Here is a 16699-nt window from a genome sequence, read left to right on the forward strand (position 1 = left end):
ACGGTTTCCTATCTTGTCGAGAGTGGCGCGCGTTCAGCGCTCGATCAGGCTGCGCAGCCCACTGGCCCGGTGCGTCCTTCTCGCCACCGCCTCCGCCAGCACCGACCCGGCCGGCGACACCAGCGTGAACTCCGCACTGGCCCGCGTAATCCCCGTGTACACCAGTTCGCGCGTCAGGATACCGTGCCGGTCCTCGGGCAACACCAGCACCGTATGCCGGAACTCCGAGCCCTGCGATTTGTGCACGGTCATCGCGAACGCCGTCTCGACGTTGCGCAGGCGGGTGGCCAGCACCGAGCGCACGGCATCGCCTTCCATGAAATACACGCGCAAGGAACCCGGGCGCGCCGGATCGCTCAGCGTTAATCCAATATCGCCATTGAACACGCCGGTGCCATAGTCGTTGCGCGTCACCATCACCGGCCGCCCGACATACCACTCGCCGCCACGGCGCAGCAGGCCCGCCGCTTCCAGGCGCTGCTCGATGGCGGTGTTCAGGCCCGACACGCCCCACTCCCCTTCGCGCACCGCGCACAGGATGCGGAAGGATTCGAAGCGCCCCAGCACCGAACGCACCCAGTCTTCGTGTGCGCTGCCCGCCGGCCGGTCGACCAGCAGCGCCAGGTAGGGCTGGTAGCCCTCCAGCGCCAGGTTGACCACGTGGTGCTGGTGCGCGCGCTCGATCCAGCGCACCTGGGCGGCGTCGCCGTTGCGCAGCACGGCCTCGGCCTCCTCGGCATCGCCGGCATTCACCGCCAGCGCCAGCTGGCCGATCGGGCCGCCGAAGCGGCGGCTGTGGCGCAGCATCACGGTTTGCTGGGCCAGCGGGCCGGCGCTGCCGAGGAATTCGGCGGGCAGCTCTTCGCCGCTGGCGACGCGCACGTAATCCGCCGTCTCCTGGCTGTAGCCGCCGGACTGGGCGTTGTGGCACAAATCGCCCAGCACGGCGCCGGCTTCCACCGAGGCCAGCTGGTCCTTGTCGCCCAGCAGGATCAATACGGCGCCGGGCGGCAGCGCGTCGAGCAGGCTGGCCATCATCTCCAGGTGCACCATCGAGGCTTCGTCGACGATCAGCACGTCGACGTCGAGCGGATTCCCGGCGTGGTGGGCGAACGAGCGTGTGTCGGGCCGCGCACCGAGCAGGCTATGCAGGGTGCGGGCGGCGCCCATGCGCTCGGTCAGCTGGCGCAGCGGCAGCGCCTCGCCCACGCGTTCGGCCAGCTCGGTCAGGGCCTTGTCGATCGACTGCTTCAGGCGCGCGGCGGCCTTGCCGGTCGGTGCTGCCAGGGCGATGCGCTGGCGCGCGGCGTCGGGTGCGGTGGCGAACAGCAGCGCCAGCAGGCGCGCCACCGTATAGGTCTTGCCGGTCCCGGGGCCGCCGGTGATGATCGCCACCGAGCCGCGCAGGGCCACGGCGCAGGCCAGCTTTTGCCAGTTCGGCTTTTCGGTGGCGCGCTGCGAGAAGAACAGCAGATCGAGCCAGGAGTGCACCTTGGCCGCGTCCACCGCGCGGGTGCCGGCGGCGCGCGCGCGGATGCTGGCGGCAACCACGGTCTCGTCGCGCCAGTAGCGGCGCAGATACAGGCGCTCGCCGTCGAACACCAGCGGCTCGCCGTAATCGAGGTCGCCCACCTTCCACACCTGTTCGCAGGCGGCCAGCTGGGTGGCCCAGGCCTTGGCGGTCTTCGGCAGCGGCGCGACGGTGGCCGCCAGGCCTTGCCACTGTTCCTCGGTCCAGCCGAGCAAGGCGGCCGGATCGCCGGCCAGGTCGGTCAGTTGCAGGCAACTGTGACCATGCCCTTCGAGTTCGGACAGCACCGTGGCCGCCAGCAGCATGGCCGGCGAAGCCCCACCCAGCGAGGCCACGAAGCGCGCGAATGCGCCGGACAGGCGGCGCAGCTCGCCGGCCTCCGTCAGGCGCGCGGTCTCAAGCCACAGCGCGTCGATTTTTTCTTGTTCTGTCATGCGAGACTTCCGTTGGCAAGCAGGCGGTCCAGCCCGTCGAGCAGGGCCAGGTCCGGTTCGAGCAGATAGCAGCCATGGGTGGCCGTATTCGCGATCCCGCGCAGGAACAGGAACACGGCGCCGCCCAGCTGTTCGGCCGGGTCGTAGTTGTCGCCCAGGCGGCTTTTCAACAGGCGGTGCAGGGCCAGCATGTAGATGGCGCCCTGGATGTCGTAGCGGTGGCCGGCCATGCCCTCTTCCATTGCGCGCTTCGTGTAAGCCGCGTCGCCCGTGCCGAGCGCATTCGATTTGTAGTCGAGTACCCAGTAGCGGCCGGCGTGTTCGAACACCAGGTCGGCGAAGCCTTTCAGCATGCCGTGCAGCGCGCGCTCGGGCAGGGTCGGGCGCGCGGTGTTGCCGAGCAAACGGCGCCGGCACAGGCGGTCAAGCGCGCCCACGTCCAGTTCTTCGCTCGGGAACCAGAATTCCATCTCCGGCAAAGGCGCGTCGATTTCAAACAGGCTGGCGCCGAACGGCGGCAGGCGCGTGGTGGCGATCATGCGCAGCCAGGCCAGGGCGTCGTCGAGGCGGTTGCCCCAGCCGGCGCGCTGGATCCGCTGCACCAGGCGCGATTCGAAGCTAGGATCGTCGATGGCGAAGCCTTCCTGCGCCATCCACTCCAGCTGCTCGTGCAGGAAGTTACCCGGCACCGAGCCGCGCGGGAAGCGGTGCCAGGGCGCGTCTTCGCCGCGCGGCGCGGCGACCGCGACCTCTTCTTCTTCGAGCAGCGTCTCTTCGGCAGCGCGCTGCGGCGGCGCCATTGTGTGACGCGTGATCGAGGTGAAGGAGCCGACCGACCAGTTGCGCTCGAACTGGGCGTCGAAGGGCGCCGGCTCGATCAGCGGGGCGCGGGTTTCCACGCGTTCGAGCATGGTGCAGCCGTCCAGGTTGTCGTCCAGGGTATGCAGCTCGATGCCTTCGCAGTCGCCGCGCAGGCGTTCCAGGTGCTCGGCCAGGTGCGCCGTCGCGACCGGGCTGCCGCCGCTGAGCAGGTAGCCGAGCGCCGATTCGTGCAGGCGGTTCTCGCCCTTCTTGCTGGCCGCCACCGCCGCCACGCCCAGCCACAGGAAGTGGCGCGCGCGCGTCAGCGCCACGTACAGGAGACGCAGGTCTTCTTCCAGGCGCGCGCGGTCGACCGCCTGCAACGCTTCGTCGGACAGGGCCAGGTCGATCTTGCGGCCGCCCTCCGCGTCCACGTATTCGAAGAAGGTGCGATTGCGTTTGTCGGTCTTGCGCGCGGTGACGGCAAACGGCAAATACACCAGCGGGTATTCCAGGCCCTTCGACTTGTGCACCGTGATCACCTTCACCAGCTCGGCGTCACTTTCCAGGCGCAGCACGCGTTCGTCGCCGCCCTCGCCCAGGCCTTCGACCTGTTCGGCGAACCAGCGGATCAGGGCTTGCTCGCCGTCGAGCTGGGTGGAAGCCTCTTGCAGCAGCTCGGCCAGGTGCAGCAGGTTGGTCAGGCGCCGCTCGCCGCCGGGTTCGCGCAGCAGGCGCGCCGGCAGGCCGAGTTCGTGGATGAAGCGGCGCAGCATGGCCAGCACGCCCTGGCGCTGCCAGCAGTTGTGCAGGTTCTTCAGTTGCTCGACGCGGGTTTCCCAGGCCGTCTCATCACTCGACAGCAGCGCCAGTTCGCCCAGCGGCAGGCCGGCCGTACGCGTGGCCAGCGCAGCGCGCGCGAGTGCGCCATCGAGCGGGTTCGCCACCGCATGCAGCCAGCGCAGCACGTCCTGCGCTTCTTCGCTTTCGACCACCGAGTCCTTGTCGGACAGGTAGACGCTGGCGACGCGGCGGCGCATCAGGGCGTGGCGGATGGCCGCCGCCTCGCGCCGGTCGCGCACCAGGATGGCGATATCGGCCGGCATCAGGCGCGTGAAGCTGTCGCCATCATCGAAGCCCACCGCCTCGTCGTTCAGCAGCTTGACGATGTGCTCGGCGCAGTGGTGGGCGAAGAATTCCCGGTACTCGTCGGCCTTCATGTCCTCGCGCGCGGTAGCGCTCATGGTCAGCGCCTGGTAGGGGCCGTCGACGCCGACCAGTTCGGCCTTGCGCCCGGCCGCGCCCACCGGCTCGAAGGGCAGCGGGTTCTCGTCGCCCTTGCGGAAGCGGAAGGCGCCGGTGGCATAGCCCGGATGCGCCGTGTCGCGTTCCGCGTAGTCGAACATGCGGTTCACCGCCTTCACCAGCGCCGCGGTGGAGCGGTAGTTGGTGCCGAGCTGGTAGTGCCGGCCCGCGGTGGCGCGCCGTGCCGACAGATAGCTGTGGATGTCGGCGCCGCGGAAGCCGTAGATCGACTGCTTCGGGTCGCCGATCAGGAACAGGCCGCCGTTCGCGTCGTTCTCGGCCACGCGGTACAGCAAATCGAAGATACGGTACTGGTCGGGCGAGGTATCCTGGAATTCGTCGATCAGCGCCACCGGGTACTGGGTGACGATGCGGCGGCGCAGGGCTTCGCCGTTCGGGCCTTCGAGTGCATCCTTCAGGCGCGCCAGCATGTCGGCAAAGCCGAACTGGCGCGTGCGCTGCTTCAGCTCCGCCATGCGCGCGGCGATATGGCCGGCGGCGTGGCGCAGCAAGGCGTGGGCCAGCGGATCGATCGCATCGAGCGCTGCGCGCAGCGCTTCGGTGCCGTCGAAGCAGGCTGGCACGTCGGCGCTGAAGTCCTTGCTGAAGGCGTCCGCGATGCCGTGCGGCGTGAGGCGCTTCCAGGCGGTGTCGGTGACGTCGGGTTCCAGCATGGCCGGGTCCTGGGCCCAGGCGCGCAAGGCCTCGAACCATTTGACCAGCGAATCGGCACGCATCTTGTTGCCGTTGAAGCACTTGGCGTTCGCGGCGCGGTGGCCGGCGATCCAGCGTTCCATCTCGTTGGCGCGCTCGAACCAGCCGTCCTTCAGGCGCGCGAGTTCGGCCTGCTGGCTGCGCTGCACGCGCGCCACCAGGCTGGCCAGCGGTTCCGGATCGGGTGCGCCCAGCACCGCCGTGCGGCCCACCAGGTCGCGGACCGACGATTTCATGGCCTCGACATCGCGCCAGGTGTCGATCACGGCCGCCAGTGCATGGCTGTTCAGTGGATACACGTGCTGGCGCCAATAGTCGTGGGCCGCGTCCTCGAACAGGGCGCGCTCGTCGCTCACCAGTTCCTCGTCGAACAGGCTGCCGCTGTCGAACGCGTGTTCGCGCAGCATGCGCTGGCACCAGGCGTCGATGGTGAAGATCGCCGCTTCGTCCATGGTTTCGGCTGCCAGCACCAGGCGGTGGGCGGCGACGAAGCGTTCGCTGTCATCGCCGTAGCTGTCGGCCAGGTCCTGCAGGTAGGGATCGTCGAGATCGAGTTCGCCACGGAAGTAGGCGGCGGCCTGCACCAGGCGCTCGCGCACGCGGTTCGACAGTTCGCGCGTGGCGGCGCGGGTGAACGTCATCACCAGGATGTCGGACGGCAGCAGCGGGCGAACAAAAGCCGCGTCGCCGCCATGGCCCAGCACCAGGCGCAGGTAGAGCGCGGCGATGGTCCAGGTCTTGCCGGTGCCGGCGCTGGCCTCGATCAGGCGCGAGCCGTGCAGCGGGAATGCCAGGGGTTCGAGCAGCTGGCTCATGCTTCTTCTCCGTCGAGCTTCGTGATCTGCACGCCTTCCAGCCAGCGCGCCAGTCCGCCATACAATTCGTCCGCCAATGCCGGCCAGTTGCCGCCCGCCGTCAGATAGGCGAAATCGGGCCAGAGACGCGCGAGACACGGGTCGGCCACTTCGCCCGAGAGCTCGAAGCCGCCTTCGTACACGGTACGTGGATCACCGTCCTGCACTTGCGCCAGCGCGGTCTTGCAGGCCAGCGGCAGCGGCGCGTCCAGGTTGCGGCGCCACAGGCGCGCCAGGTTGGCCAGTTCGTCGTAGGCGGCTGCGTTATCCAGAGGCGCCATCGTGATCACCGCATCGCGCGCCACCAGGTAGCCCGTCACTTGGGCACCGCTTGCCGCGGCCGCCAGCTGGCGCAGCCAGGGAGCGATCAGCTTGTCGCCGCGCGGCTTGCCGGCCTTGTCCAATACCTTCGACGAAATCTGCATCAGCCAGGCGGTTTGCTCACCGTTGCTGCGCAGGCGGTCGATCCAGTCGTCGAGCAGCAGGCCGTTCAGTTCCAGGCTCACCGCCAGCTTCGGCGCGGCCTGCGGAAAGCGCGCGCCAAGGCGCAGCCAGCTGCTCCGCACCGGCACCAGCCCTTCGACCAGTTGCTGCTGCCATTGGCGGCCAAGCAGGCCGATCGGCAGCACGCCTTCGCGCGCCAGGCGCTCGGCGCGCACGTCGAGCGTGGTGCGCACTTCGTCGAGCTGCTCGGGCTTGCCGGCGTCGTCGAGCAGGCTGTCTTCCAGGAAGTAGCGTTCGAGCGCATCGAGTGCGAACGGTTCCTCGTCTTCGCCGATCACCTCGGCCTCGCCGAACATCACGCCCAGGCGGCGGCGGAAGAAGTAGCGCGCCGGCTGCTTCAGGAAGCTGGCCAGATCCGACAGCTTCAGGCGGAACTCGGAATCGAGTTCGTAAGGGGGCAGGTCGCCAACGACGCCGCCCTCTTCCGCACCATGTGCCGCGCGCCATTCGCGCGCATAGGTCAGCAGGCCGCCTTCCTCGAAGTAGCGGCGGCTGAAGGGCTGCAGCGCGTGTTCGACGGTGATGTCGTGCAGGTCGAGATGCCAGCCGAGTTTCAGGTAGTCGCGCAGCTGCGATACCAGCACCGATGGCGGCTGCTCGCTGTTGTCGCGCACGTTGCGGCCGACCCAGCTGACGTACAGCTTGTCGCGCGCGGCCAATAAGGCTTCGAGCATCAGGTAGCGGTCGTCGTCGCGGCGCGAGCGGTCGCCGGGGCGGTGCATGCCCGGCAGCGCCAGCAAGTCGAAGTCGGCCTGCGGCGCGCGGCGCGGGAAGTCGCCGTCGTTCAGGCCCAGCAGGCACACCACGCGAAACGGCACGGCGCGCATCGGCATCAGGGTGCAGAAGGTCACGCCGCCCGAGACGAACTGGTGGTTCAGGGTCGGCTGGTCGATCTGGCTCAGCCAGGCTTCGCGCAGCACGGCCAGCGGCACCGGCTCGTCGAAGCCGCCCGCCTCCACCATTTCGAGCCAGCATTGCAGGCCTTCGTTCAGCTGCGACAGGGTCAGGCGGTCGGCTTCTTCGCGGCCGTCGAAGAAAGTGGCCAGCAGTTCGCGCGCTTCCACACCCCACTCGGCAGGGGTGAGCGATTGCGCCAGGCGCGCACGCCATGCGAGCAGGCTTTCGACCAGCTGGGCCAGCGAACCGGCCAGCGCGGCGTCCAGCCCGCCGACTTCGGCATACGGTTCGATGTCGCCATAGCGCGCGCCGGCGCCGCTGGCATACCCCAGCAGCATGCGCCGCACGCCGAAGATCCAGGCATTCTGTTCGCCGGCCGCACCCAGCCCGAGGCCGGCGCGGTGTTCGCGGTCCAGGCCCCAGCGCACGCCGGCGCCTTCGATCCAGTGGCCCAGGGTCGGCAAATCGTCTTCGTGCAGGCCGAAGCGGGTGGCCACCGCCGGCACGTCGAGCAGGTCGCGCACTTCGCTCTGGCGGCAGCGCTGCTGCGGCAGGCGCAGCAGCCATTCCAGCGCCACCAGCAGCGGATTGACGCTGCGGTCGCGCGTGTCGCCGATCTCGAAGGGGATATAGCGCGGGTCGTTGCGGCGGTGCTGGTCGAACACGGCGTGGATCGCCGGCGAGAAGGTGTCGATGTCGGGCACCATCACCACCACGTCGCGCGGGCGCAGCGTGCTGTCCTGCGCAAACATGGCCAGCAGCTGGTCGTGCAGCACCTCGACTTCGCGCTGGGTGCTGTGGGTGACGTGGAACTCGATCGAGCGGTCGTGCGGCTCGGGCGGCATCTGCGGGTGCTCGGACAGCGGCAGCAAGTCGCGCACGGCGGCCTGCACCTGCTGCAACAGCGTCTCGCCCTGGCCGTCCGAGAACAGGTCGATGCGCAGTTTGGTCATGCCGGCGGTTTCCGGGCGCCCTTCCTCATTGTCGAATTCGTCGAGCATGCGCACGAAGTCGCGCCCTTGCCGGCCCCAGCTCGCCAGCAGCGGGTGGCTGTGCGCGTGCAGTTCCTCGATCGGCAGCGCGGCCAGGTCGATGCCGCCGCGCTCCGGGTGGCGTTTATGGGCGGCCTTCAGCAGTTCGCGCCCCTCGATGATGTCGCCCCAGTAAAACTGGCAAGGGTTCGGCACCGCCAGCAGCACCTGCGTATGGCGCGACAGTGCGGCGATCGCCTGCAGCGTCTGGTACGGCAGGGCCGACATCCCGAACAGCACCACGCGCCGCGGCAGGCGGTGCTTCGGCTGGTCGCCCGAGAGGATGGCCGAGACGAAGACTTCGTGGATCGCCGCGCGGCCGGTACCGCGCTGCATCACGGGGACGCTCTCGTGCACCGCACGCCAGAGGCGCGCCTGCCAGCACTGGTCGGCAGCCAGCGGCACCGGCTCGCCGCCGGCGCGGCGCAGCTGGTCGCGCCCGACTTCCCAATCCGTCAGCCAGTCGGCGCGGTAGACCTGGTACTGGTCGTACAGATCGGCCAGGCGCTCGGCCAGCTGCAGGCGGCGCTCGGGGCAGCCGTCGCCGAGGAAGTGGGTCAGCGGCGCGAACACCGGCTCCTTCAGCAGCGTCGGCAACAGGCGCATCAGGCGCCAGGTGAGCGGGTCCTTGTCGAACGGCGAGCGGGTTGGCACGCGCTCGCGCCCCAGGGTGGCGCGGTAGGCTTCCCACAGGAAGCGCGCCGGCAGCGCCACGCGGGTGGCGGCGCACACGCCCAGGTCCTGGGCCAGCGCGATCTTCAGCCACTCGGCAAAACCGTTCGACTGCACCAGGATGGTTTCCTGCTCCAGCGGCCCGAGCGGATGGGTGCGCAGCCAGTCGAAGACGGCTTCGCGCAGCATTTCCATCTGGTTGCCATGCAGGATCAACAGGCCGGGCGTAATGGTGGAAGACATGGGCAATGGGAGCAGATAGGCTGGTGAATCGGCTGGTGAATCGGCTGGTGAATCGGCTTGGGCAGCTCGGCGCCACAGGATACTCTGTTTGGCACAGCTTTTAAAGGACAGGGGCGGCTCAGCGCTGATCCGTCGCGCGCGCGCCAAGTTCCGCCGCGACCTGGCGCTCCAGCCGTGCAAACAGGCTGCGCAAGCGCGCGCCAAGCGCACGCGCCTGGGCCACGGCGCCGCGCTGTTGCTGCTGCTCGAGCTCGGAGCAGACTTCGCCGAAGGCCATGGCGCCGACCGCGCGCGCCGAGGACTTCAAACGGTGCGCCGCCGCCCCGGCGCGCGCCAGGTCGCCCGAGACCAGGGCGATGTCGATCTCGGCCAGTCCCTCGCGCGCGCTGTCGAGGAACATGAAGGCATATTTACGCAGCTTGTCGGGGTTGTCGCCGAAGGTGGCGGCCAGCACCGCGGTGTCGAACAGCGGCGCGGCATCCGCCTTCGCAGGTGCCGGCGCCGCCGCCGGCGCCGCAGCCTGCGCCGCTTTCGCCGTGGCCGCAGCAGGGGTCGTTATGGGCGCCGCTTGGGCCGCGCCGCCGCGCCGGATCGCGCGCGCGATGGTCGCCGCCAGGTGCTCGGGCGCCACCGGCTTGGTGAGGAAATCGTTCATGCCCACCGCCATGCAGCGCGCCTGGTCCTCGACGCCGGCGTTCGCGGTCATGGCGATCACCACGGTGTCGGCCAGGCGCGGGTCGGCGCGGATGCGGCGCGTGGCCTCGAAGCCGTCCATCACCGGCATCTGCACGTCCATCAGCACGCAGTCGAACAGCTGGCGGTACATCTGCACCAGCGCTTCGGCGCCGTTGTTGGCCACCACCACCGTGGCCCCGGCCTCGCCCAGCAGCTCGCGCCCGACCTGCTGGCTGAACACGTTGTCCTCGACCAGCAGGATGCTGCGCCCGTCCAGGCGCGCGCCAGCGGCCGGCGCGGTCTCGACGCGCCGCCGCGGCTGCGTCGGCAGCTGCGCCGGCTGCGTTCCCGCCTGCTGCGCGCCCCCCTGCTGTACGCCTGGCTGTTGCACGCTTGTCCCCTCGCCCCTGCCCAGGCGCGCCGTGAACCAGAAGGTGCTGCCGCTGCCCTGCACGCTCCCGACGCCCACCTCGCCGCCCATTGCCTCGGCCAGCTGCTTGCTGATCGCCAGTCCCAGCCCGGTGCCGCCGTAGCGCCGTGTGGTCGAGGGATCGGCCTGGTGGAAGGAGGTGAACAGCCCGTCCAGCTCTTCGGGCGCGATGCCGATGCCGCTGTCCTCGACCTCGAAGCGCACCACGGTTTCGTGGCCAAAGGCGCTGACGGACCGGGCGCGGATGTGGATGCTGCCGCGTTCCGAGAACTTGATGGCGTTGCCGGTGAAATTCAGCAGCACCTGTTCCAGGCGCAGCGGGTCGCCGCGCAGGGGCCGCGCCAGTTCCGGCGCGATGTCGAATTCCAGGCGCAAGCCCTTGCTGGCGGCCACTTCGCCCAGCTGGGTCTCGATGTTGCGCATCAGCGCGTCGAGGCGGAAGTCGAGCAGTTCCAGCTCCAGGCGCCCGGCCTCGATCTTGGAGAAATCGAGGATGTGGTTGATGATGCCCAGCAGGTGCTGGCCCGAGTGGCCGATCTTTTCCAGGTAGTCGCGCTGGCGCGGATCGAGCTCGGTCTTCAGGGCCAGGTGGGTCATGCCGATGATGCTGTTCATCGGCGTACGGATCTCGTGGCTCATGTTCGACAGGAAGTCGCTCTTCGCCTGGTTGGCGGCGTCGGCCTGGGCCTTCAGCTGGTGCAGCTCGGTGACGTCGGTGGCCACGCACAGCACCCCGCTGACGTCGCCCTCGAGGCGCACCGGCACCTTCACTTCCCACAGCTGCAGGGCCGACCCGTCGAGCCGCTCGACGCCGACCTGGCTGGCATGGCGGGCGCCATCGAACACGCCGCGCTCGCGCTCCCAGGCGGCATCGGCCTGCGCGGCCGGCATGACTTCGCGGTCGATTCGGCCGACGATCTCCTCGGCCGGCAAGCCGAGCGCCTGCGCCATCCCGGCGTTCACGTAGCGGTAGCGGCGGTCGCGGTCCTTCATGTAGACAAAGGCGTCGAGGTTGTCGAGCACCGTGTCGAGCAGGGTACGCTGGTCGATCGCGCCGCGGCGCGACCAGTACAGCGTGAGGAACAGGCTGTAGACCAGCAAGGTGCCGAGGAAGCCGCCGGCCAGCGCCAGCCAGGGGAACCAGCGGTCGAGCGGCGAATACAGCTCGCTCTTGCGGGCGCTGAAGTGGGCCTTCCACAGGGCGCCGCTGAAGTCGACCGGCAGCACCGCCGTGAACAGCGCGGCATTCTGTCCGGCCTCGCGCACCCCGGCGTCGCCGTACAGCGGGCGGTCGGCGGGCGCCAGCGCCAGCCTGGCGCCGGGCCTGGCGCCGTTGCGGTCGGCCGCAAACAGCGACAGCGACAGCGCCGGCCCCTGCTGCCCCGACAGCGCGCGCTCGACCAGGGCCTGCACCGAGAACGCGACCCCGACCGCGCCCACATAGGCCGCGCGGCGGCTGGCCACATCAAGCGGCGCGCTGGCGCCCATGTACACCGGCGCACGGATGCCGAGCGCGGTGTGCGGCGTCGGCAGTGACACCTGGATCGGATGGCCGGAGGCGCTGATGCCGCCGCTGTCACGCGCGCGCGCCATCGATTCGGCCACCGGGCTGGCGGCGCTGAGGTCGAGGCCGAACTTCTCGGGCAGCATCTCGGGCGGCTCGATCAGGGTCAGCACGTTGTAGCTGGGGCGGCGCCCGGCCGGGCGGATGTCGAACTCGGGATAGCCGCCCGGCGCCAGGCTGCGGTCGGCGCGCACGGCGGCAACGAAGGCCTCGCGTTCGGCATCGGGCACCTCCTGCGAAAACGAGACGGCATCGATGGCCGGGTAGTTGGCGCGCAGGTCGAGCAGCTGCACGTAGCGGTGGAACTGCAGGCGCGTCACCGGCGTCTTACTCGATGAGAACAGGGCCACCAGCGAACGGGTGACGTCGGTGTAGGACTTGATCGAATTGGCCAGGCGCTCCTGGGCGGCGTGGGCGCGGTTCTCGAAGCGGCGCCGCGCTTCTTCCTCGACGTTGCGGCTGGCGCCCATGTGCAGCAGCGCGCCGACCAGCAGCGCCAGCCAGGCGCCCGCCGCCCACAGCACGAGGCGGGTGGTGCCGCGCGCACCGAAGGCGGCGCCGATGCCGCGGGTGATCGAAAGATTCATCGCCATTGCCGTGCCAGGTGGTTAACCGATGGGTCAGCTGCATTCGTTGGTAATATACGCGATCAGTGCGCCAGGGGGCGCTCAACAGTAAATACACGACTATGCGAAAAATGGCGGCAAAGGTAGTGATGGGTTTGGCGGCGCTGGGTGCTGCCGGAGCACAGGCGCAAACCCCGGCGGCGGGCACGGGTCCGGCAGCGGCCGACCCGCGCCTGTGGCTGGAAGACGTGGGCGGCGAGAAGCCGCTGGCCTGGGTGCGCGAGCACAATGCCGTGACCGAACGCGAACTGGGCGGCGCCGCCGAGGGAGCCCTGCGCGCGCGCCTGCAGACCATCCTCGACGCCAAGGAGCGCATCCCCTACGCCAACAAGCATGGCGACTACCTGTACAACTTCTGGCGCGACGCTCAGCACGTGCGCGGCATCTGGCGCCGCACCACCCTGCTCGAGTACCGCAAGGAAGCGCCGAACTGGGAAACCGTGATCGACCTCGACGCCCTCGCCCGCAGCGAGAACGAGAACTGGGTCTGGGCTGGCGCCTCCTGCCTCGAGCCGCGCGGCGACCGCTGCCTGGTGTCGCTGTCGCGCGGCGGCGGCGACGCCCAGGTGGTGCGCGAGTTCGACCTGAAGGAGCGCGCCTTTGTCGCGAAGGGCTTCACGCTGCCTGAAGCGAAGAGCAACATCGCCTGGATCGACCAGGACACGCTGTTCGTCGGCACCGACTTCGGCAAGGATTCGATGACCACCTCGGGCTACCCGCGCATCGTCAAGGAATGGAAGCGCGGCGAACCGCTGGCGAATGCGCGCACCGTGTACGAGGCGAGCGCCACCGACCTGTCGGCCTCGGGCAGCCGCGACCTGACGCCGGGCTACGAGCGCGACTTCGTCTCGCGCCAGATCGACTTCTATACCTCCGAACTGTTCCTGCGCGAAGGCGGCAGGCTGGTCAAGGTCGACAAGCCGCTCGATGCGAATGCCTTTGCGGTGCGCGACCAGATGCTGGTCGAACTGCGCTCCGACTGGACCGTGGGCGGACGCACCTGGCCGCAGGGAAGCCTGCTGGCGATGGACTTCCAGCGCTTCATGCGCGGCGAGCGCGACTTCGAGGCCCTGTTCACGCCATCGGCCACCACCTCGCTCGACGGCGTGGCGGTGACGAAGAACGCGCTGCTGCTGACGGTGCTCGACAAGGTCAAGAACCGCGTGGTCGAACTGCGCCGCGTCGACCAGACCTGGCAGCGCCGCGACCTCGCCGCCCCCGGCATCGGCACCCTCGGCGTGTCGGCCCTCGACAACCTGGAATCCGACCAGTACTTCCTGACCGTGACCGACTTCCTGAACCCGACCACGCTGTATCTCGGCGAAGTCGGCAGCGACAAGCGCGAGCGCGTGAAGGCGATGCCGGCCTACTTCGACGCCAGGCCCTACACGGTGGCGCAGTACGAGGCGAAGTCGAAGGACGGCACCATGGTCCCCTACTTCGTGGTCATGGACCGCAAGGCGAAAATGGACGGCAAGAACCCGACCGTCCTGTACGGCTACGGCGGCTTCGAGGTTTCGCTCAAGCCGTCGTACAGCGCCGTGGCCGGCAACGCCTGGCTGAGCAAGGGCGGCGTGTACGTGCTGGCGAACATCCGCGGCGGCGGCGAATTCGGCCCGCGCTGGCACCAGGCGGCGCTGAAGGAAAACCGCCAGAAGGCCTACGACGACTTCATCGCCGTGGCCCAGGACCTCATCGCGCGCAAGGTCACCAGCCCGCGTCACCTCGGCATCATGGGCGGCAGCAACGGCGGCCTGCTGGTCGGCGCCACGCTGGTGCAGCGCCCGGATTTGTTCAACGCCGTGGTGTGCCAGGTGCCGCTGCTCGACATGCAGCGCTACCACAAGCTGCTGGCCGGCGCCTCGTGGATGGGCGAGTACGGCAACCCGGACGATCCGAAGCAGTGGGACTATATTTCGAAGTATTCGCCTTACCAGAACGTGTTCAAGGACAAGCACTACCCGCGCGTGCTGTTCACCACCTCGACCCGCGACGACCGCGTGCACCCCGGCCATGCGCGCAAGATGGCGGCGCTGATGCAGGAGCAAGGGCATGACATCCTGTACTGGGAGAATACCGAGGGCGGGCATGGCGGCGCGGCCAACAACGAGCAGGCGGCGCGCATGTGGGCGTTGACGTACACCTTCCTGTTGAAGCAGTTGAAATAAGCAAGTCACGGTCGCGGCGATTGGATGTTGGCCGCGACCGTACGGTGGGCACCCCGTGCCCACGCGGTACGTGCGCCTCCTTTTTGCGTTGGCGGTGACGTGTCGCTCGAAACGCTCGACAACGGCCCACGGCCATCGCATGCTTAGCGAGCGATACCTTCCTGTCGCTGACTACGGACACGCACGTAACCGCGTGGGCACGGCGTGCCCACCGTACGTTGAAGCCGCGGGGCGCCACCGGCATCGCGACCGATCCGGCGCCCGCGCTTCTCAACTCGCCAGCCGCCGATCGAACAACACCCGGCAGGTCGGCTCGATATCCACATACAAGGCCACCGCCGTCTCCACCCCGATCACCAGCGGCGGCCCCAGGCGCTCGGTCACCACCCCGGCACGCCGCAGCAGCCGTTCGATCGCCGTCGTGGTCACCGTCACATAGCGCTCGATCCCCTGCTCGTGGCCATAGCGGATGATCGCCGCGATCGATTCCATCGTGATTTCCGAGAACCCGAAGTGGCTACAACCCTCGGTCTCGATGGCGAAGCGCGACAACTCCCAGATATGTTCGTCACAGGGCGCCGCCTGGCCGTGCAGCAGCTGGGCGAAGGAATCCTTCAGCATGTAGGGGCCTTCGGTCGGCAGGATGCGCCAGCAGCCGCGCAGCACGCCGCCGCCCGGTTCGCGCATCATCATGTAGTGCGGCTCCAACGCATCGTAGCCGTCGATTTCCATCCCCGAAAGGACAGGCACTTCCCAGCCCAGACGGCCCTGGAACACTTTTGCGCGAAGGGTATGCATTTCCCACAAATCGCGGGACTTGAATTCGCGCCGTGCTGCGATATTGATCTGCAGTGCCATTTCGTTCTCCCTATGTCGTGAATGAAAAGTATGCGAAACGCATAAAGGTTCATGCAATCCGGGCAAGAGGGGAACTAGCAGCTCTGCTAGGTGGGCTGCGCGAAACGGCGGTGGAATACTAGGGTTTTGCTACCGAACAACCAGGAGACCGCATCATGCCAAACGATTTCGTAAGCGAAACCATGCTGGCCCGCCCGAACCTGCAGGCCGCCCTGCACCAGCCGCCGCGCGCGGCGCATGCCGACCTGCGCCAGTTCCGCATCAGCAAGCGTGAAAGCCAGGAAAAGTTCTGGGGCCGCTTCGGCGTGACCCAGTCGAGCGGCAGCCGCTTCGAGACCGGCCTGGCGATCCCGGCCCCGGTGGCGATCCTGCTGAAGCTCTACGTCAACGGCAAGCTCAACGATGGCGATCTTCAGGGCTGATCAGCCCGAGCGCGATCGCCTTCACCACCGCCTGCTGGCGGGTGTTGACGTTGAATTTCTGGCGCACGTTGGCCAGATGGAAATTGACGGTCGCCTCGGAGCAATTGGTGATCTTTGAGATTTCCCAGGACGATTTGCCCGCCATGACCCAGTTGAGCACTTCCAGCTCGCGCCGGGTCAGGCGCGGCACCGGCTCGTGGCCGGGACCGTCGTTCATGAAGCGGATCGCCGACGCGAACGCATAGTCGCGTACCAGGGTGAGCGTGGGCATCACGTCGGCGATACTGCGCGAAAAGTCCCGGCCGGCCGGCGCATCCGAAGCAAAGCTGAGCACGCCAAACTCGCCGCTCGGCCCATGCACCGGCAGCGTCACACCGGTCCGGATGCCGTAGGCACAGGCTTCCTCGTACAGCGCCCGTCCCTCCTCCCCACCGAAGGTCTCCGGTTCCCAGACGATGGGCAGCGTGCTGCTCAGGCAATGGCCGACCGTGGGGTCGACATAGGCCAGGCGCTCGGCATCGTAGCGTTCGCGCCACGCGGACGAATAATTACTGCGCAAGAAAGCGCGTTCGAATTGGGCATGGCGCGAGCCGACCATGCCATACAGCACCTGATCGAAGCCGAGCTGGCGCGCCAGCCCGAACAGGAGCTGGCTCCAGGCGCCAGGATCCTGCATCTCCATCAGCTGCACCAGTTGTGCAGTCTCGACCATGTGTGCTCGCTTCTATCGAAAAGTGTGACATTCCCATGTTATCGCAATCACCCTGAAAAAGAATGCAGATTGGAAAATTTAACAAGCTTCAACAATGGAATGTGAGAATGTGTGGTAGCGATTGCACCACAAACATTGTTAAATCGAAAAACAACCGAAGCCCTCGTTCTTTTTACTTGAAGTAATAGGGTCATGTCCAATACTTATTTCAATCGTGCAAGATCGATTCCTTGAATCCACCCCTGCCCGCTGTGGCTT

At 68.1% G+C, this 16699-nt stretch carries 8 protein-coding genes; 2 read left to right on the forward strand and 6 right to left on the reverse strand.

Annotation, left to right across the window (positions count from 1 at the left end):
• Positions 1-33 precede the first annotated feature (33 nt).
• The 4 genes from recD to QPK31_RS07660 form a co-directional block, all read right to left on the reverse strand.
• Positions 34-1965 (reverse strand): exodeoxyribonuclease V subunit alpha, encoded by a 1932-nt coding sequence (recD, locus tag QPK31_RS07645; RefSeq protein ID WP_290422354.1) that lies wholly within the window; start codon positions 1963-1965, stop codon positions 34-36.
• The gene (gene recB / locus QPK31_RS07650; RefSeq protein ID WP_290422355.1) at positions 1962-5600 is read right to left on the reverse strand and encodes an exodeoxyribonuclease V subunit beta; all 3639 of its coding nucleotides are present in this window, start codon (positions 5598-5600) and stop codon (positions 1962-1964) included. Before recB ends, recD begins: the two co-directional genes overlap by 4 nt.
• Positions 5597-8986: an exodeoxyribonuclease V subunit gamma gene (gene recC, locus QPK31_RS07655; protein ID WP_290422356.1), complete on the reverse strand. Its 3390-nt coding sequence runs from the start codon at positions 8984-8986 to the stop codon at positions 5597-5599. The genes recB and recC overlap by 4 nt, the downstream gene beginning before the upstream one ends.
• A gap of 118 nt (positions 8987-9104) precedes the next feature.
• Positions 9105-12242, reverse strand: coding sequence for a CHASE domain-containing protein (locus QPK31_RS07660; RefSeq protein WP_290422357.1), 3138 nt, complete (start codon positions 12240-12242; stop codon positions 9105-9107).
• A 110-nt stretch (positions 12243-12352) separates the two neighbouring features.
• Between QPK31_RS07660 and QPK31_RS07665 the strand changes: the two genes are divergently transcribed.
• Positions 12353-14449 (forward strand): prolyl oligopeptidase family protein, encoded by a 2097-nt coding sequence (locus QPK31_RS07665; protein ID WP_290422358.1) that lies wholly within the window; start codon positions 12353-12355, stop codon positions 14447-14449.
• A gap of 270 nt (positions 14450-14719) precedes the next feature.
• Here QPK31_RS07665 and QPK31_RS07670 read toward each other — a convergent pair whose 3' ends face one another.
• Positions 14720-15307: an acyl-homoserine-lactone synthase gene (locus QPK31_RS07670; RefSeq protein ID WP_290422359.1), complete on the reverse strand. Its 588-nt coding sequence runs from the start codon at positions 15305-15307 to the stop codon at positions 14720-14722.
• 155 nt (positions 15308-15462) lie between these two features.
• Between QPK31_RS07670 and QPK31_RS07675 the strand changes: the two genes are divergently transcribed.
• Positions 15463-15729 carry a helix-turn-helix transcriptional regulator gene (locus QPK31_RS07675; RefSeq protein ID WP_290422360.1) on the forward strand — a complete coding sequence of 89 codons (267 nt, stop codon included), beginning with the start codon at positions 15463-15465 and terminating at the stop codon, positions 15727-15729.
• Here the strand turns inward: QPK31_RS07675 and QPK31_RS07680 are convergent.
• Complete coding sequence (locus QPK31_RS07680) at positions 15704-16441, reverse strand: LuxR family transcriptional regulator (RefSeq protein ID WP_290422361.1); 738 nt, start codon at positions 16439-16441, stop codon at positions 15704-15706. The two genes, QPK31_RS07675 and QPK31_RS07680, sit on opposite strands and share 26 nt — an antisense overlap.
• Positions 16442-16699 lie beyond the last annotated feature (258 nt).

Source organism: Massilia sp. YIM B02769, assembly GCF_030411995.1.
GTDB lineage: Bacteria > Pseudomonadota > Gammaproteobacteria > Burkholderiales > Burkholderiaceae_D > Telluria.

What these genes read in the sequence shown, in the direction of transcription:
- recD (WP_290422354.1), bottom strand. Translation starts at nt 1,965, where the DNA reads ATGACAGAACAAGAAAAAATCGACGCGCTGTGGCTTGAGACCGCGCGC.
- QPK31_RS07660 (WP_290422357.1), bottom strand. Translation starts at nt 12,242, where the DNA reads ATGAATCTTTCGATCACCCGCGGCATCGGCGCCGCCTTCGGTGCGCGC.
- QPK31_RS07665 (WP_290422358.1), top strand. Translation starts at nt 12,353, where the DNA reads ATGGCGGCAAAGGTAGTGATGGGTTTGGCGGCGCTGGGTGCTGCCGGA.
- QPK31_RS07680 (WP_290422361.1), bottom strand. Translation starts at nt 16,441, where the DNA reads ATGGTCGAGACTGCACAACTGGTGCAGCTGATGGAGATGCAGGATCCT.
- recB (WP_290422355.1), bottom strand. Translation starts at nt 5,600, where the DNA reads ATGAGCCAGCTGCTCGAACCCCTGGCATTCCCGCTGCACGGCTCGCGC.
- recC (WP_290422356.1), bottom strand. Translation starts at nt 8,986, where the DNA reads ATGTCTTCCACCATTACGCCCGGCCTGTTGATCCTGCATGGCAACCAG.
- QPK31_RS07675 (WP_290422360.1), top strand. Translation starts at nt 15,463, where the DNA reads ATGCCAAACGATTTCGTAAGCGAAACCATGCTGGCCCGCCCGAACCTG.
- QPK31_RS07670 (WP_290422359.1), bottom strand. Translation starts at nt 15,307, where the DNA reads ATGGCACTGCAGATCAATATCGCAGCACGGCGCGAATTCAAGTCCCGC.